General features: G+C 57.4%; 3 protein-coding genes. All 3 read left to right on the top strand.

The window, feature by feature from the left end; translation table 11 throughout:
* Positions 1–596: HAD-IC family P-type ATPase (locus tag AAAC48_RS09780; RefSeq protein ID WP_340653996.1), on the top strand; the 596-nt coding region annotated here is incomplete at its 5' end.
* Positions 597–608: 12 nt separating this feature from the next.
* Entirely contained in the window at positions 609–1,178 is a 570-nt protein-coding gene (gene kdpC, locus AAAC48_RS09775) for a potassium-transporting ATPase subunit KdpC (RefSeq protein ID WP_340653995.1), read from the top strand.
* A gap of 156 nt (positions 1,179–1,334) precedes the next feature.
* Positions 1,335–2,612, top strand: coding sequence for a hypothetical protein (locus AAAC48_RS09770; protein WP_340653994.1), 1,278 nt, complete (start codon positions 1,335–1,337; stop codon positions 2,610–2,612).
* The last annotated feature ends 8 nt before the right edge of the window (positions 2,613–2,620 follow it).

Here is a 2,620-nt window from a genome sequence, read left to right as displayed (position 1 = left end):
CCGGCGTCGACGATTTCCTTGCCCAGGCGACCCCCGAAAACAAGCTGACGCTCATTCGCGACGAACAGGCGAAAGGCAAGCTCGTTGCCATGTGCGGGGATGGCACCAACGATGCTCCGGCATTGGCTCAGGCCGATGTCGGCGTGGCGATGAACACCGGTACCGTGGCTGCCCGCGAAGCCGGCAACATGGTCGATCTCGACAGCGATCCGACCAAGCTGATCGAGATCGTCGGCATCGGCAAGCAGTTGCTGATGACGCGCGGCGCGTTAACGACGTTCTCCATTGCCAATGATATCGCGAAATACTTCGCCATCATCCCGGCGATGTTCCTGGCGTTCTATCCGCAGCTCGGCGCACTCAACATCATGGGACTGCAAACGCCGCAGAGCGCCATTCTGTCGGCGATCATCTTCAACGCGCTGATCATTGTCGCCCTCATCCCGCTGTCCTTGAGGGGCGTCAAATACCGGGCCGTCGGTGCCGGCGCACTGCTGAGCCGCAACCTTCTCATCTATGGCCTCGGCGGCGTCATTGTCCCCTTCATTGGCATCAAGGCAATCGACGTGGTCATCACCAGTCTTGGCCTCGCATAAAGGAACATTCCCATGCTGAAACAACTCAAACCCGCGATTGTCATGACTATCGCCCTGACGGTCATCACCGGCCTGATCTATCCGCTCGGCATGACCGGCATTGCGCAAGTCCTGTTCCCGCGTCAGGCAAACGGCAGCCTCATCGAGAAGAACGGCACGGTCATAGGCTCGCAACTGATCGGCCAGGCATTTTCGAGTGACAAATACTTCCACGGCCGTCCGTCTGCCGCGGGCGACGGCTATAATGCCGCCAGCTCCAGCGGTTCCAATCTCGGCCCCACCAATCCGAAGCTGATTGACCGCATCAAGGCCGACCAGGCCGCGCTGAAGGCAAGCAATCCCAATACGCCCGTGCCAATCGATCTCGTCACCACCTCGGGCAGCGGTCTCGATCCGCACATCTCGCCGGAAGCCGCCTATTTCCAGGTGCCTCGCGTCGCCAAGGCCCGTGGCATTGATGAGACGCGGATCCGCCAGCTCGTCGATCAGCATAGTCAGGGCCGCGAACTCGGCTTCATGGGCGAACCTGTCGTCAACGTCCTGGCGCTCAACCAGGCGCTTGATGATCTCAAGGCGCAGTAGTTGAATAGGTGCAAAGGCTCTGCACACGAGAACAGCACGGCCGCGTTGAGGGCAGAGACATCCCCAACTTCTCCAGAACCTGCGTGAATTCGCCAACCCAAGCTTCTTTGCAAGGGCAGACAGAGCATCCTAACGAACGGGTGATCTCGCACTTCCTTGGGCGCGGCGAATTCACGTTGCCATATGGGATTTGTCGCAAGTGGTAAACAGCAGCGACAAATCGATTGTCAGGCTTTTTGCGCCAACGCTGCTTGTTCACCCTTTATAGTTACCCGATACATTTTGTTATACGAAAATATAGTTTTCGCGAGAACAAAGCGGCACGTCTTGGTAAATTTCCCCGCCCGTTATTGGGAAGAGAGAGCAATGCAGGTCGTGAGCTCAGACGTTCCCGGCCACTTGAGGGAGATTACAATGTCGATCATCCGAAATCTCGTATTTGCTGGCATGTTTGCCGCGGTGTCATTTGCCGTTGCACCAGCCTACGCACTCACCGCGAAGGAATGCAGTGTTAAATACCAGGCAGCGAAGGAGGCAGGGACCCTCGGTGGTTTGAAATGGAATGATTTCCGCAAAACCCAATGTGCTTTTGATGCCGCTCCGGCAACGGAAACAAAAAAACCGGCAAGCAAGACAAAAGCCGATACCACAACATCCACAGCCACGGGCGGCGAAGTGGGCAATGGCCTGACGATGAAAGAATGCAGCGCCAAATATCAGGCGGCGAAAAGTGCCGGAACACTGGGTGGTCTGAAGTGGAATGATTTCCGCAAAACCCAGTGCAGCGCCGACGCTGCCGCTGCCGCACCGGCAACTCCCACCAAAACCACCAAGGCCGCACCGAGTAGCGGCAGCGATGCTGGCCTGACAATGAAGGAGTGCAGCGCCAAGTATCAGGCCGCAAAAAGCGCGGGAACCCTTGGTGGGTTGAAATGGAATGATTTCCGCAAAGCGCAATGCGGCGCCGGTGCATCGGCCGCCGCCGATAAGCAAGAGCCCCTACAAACCACAAAGACTGCGACTGCTCCGTCGAATGATAGCAATGGCGCGGGTTTGTCGATGAAGGAATGCAGCGTCAAATATCAGGCGGCCAAGAAGGCCGGAACGCTCGGTGGCCAGAAGTGGAACGATTTCCGTAAAGCGCAATGCAGTGGCGATGCCTCCGCGGTCAATGAGGACGACAGCGCTCCAACGGCGGATACCGCATCCTATACGGAAGAGCCGGCTGCACCGACGACAACTGCTCCGCGAGGTGTTGCATTCCCCAAGGGTATTTCGTCCAAGTATTCAAACGAAAGCGCCGGCAAGGCGCGCATGCACACTTGCCTGGAGCAATACTACGCCAACAAGCAGAACAATACGCTCGGTGGCTTGAAGTGGATACAAAAGGGCGGCGGCTATTACAGCCTGTGCAATTCCCGCCTGAAGAGCTAGTCGCGATA

It is taken from the genome of Phyllobacterium sp. (assembly GCF_037994405.1).
Taxonomy (GTDB): Bacteria; Pseudomonadota; Alphaproteobacteria; order Rhizobiales; family Rhizobiaceae; genus Phyllobacterium.
Note: the sequence above shows the minus strand (reverse complement) of the source record. Positions and strands in the feature narration are given on the sequence as shown.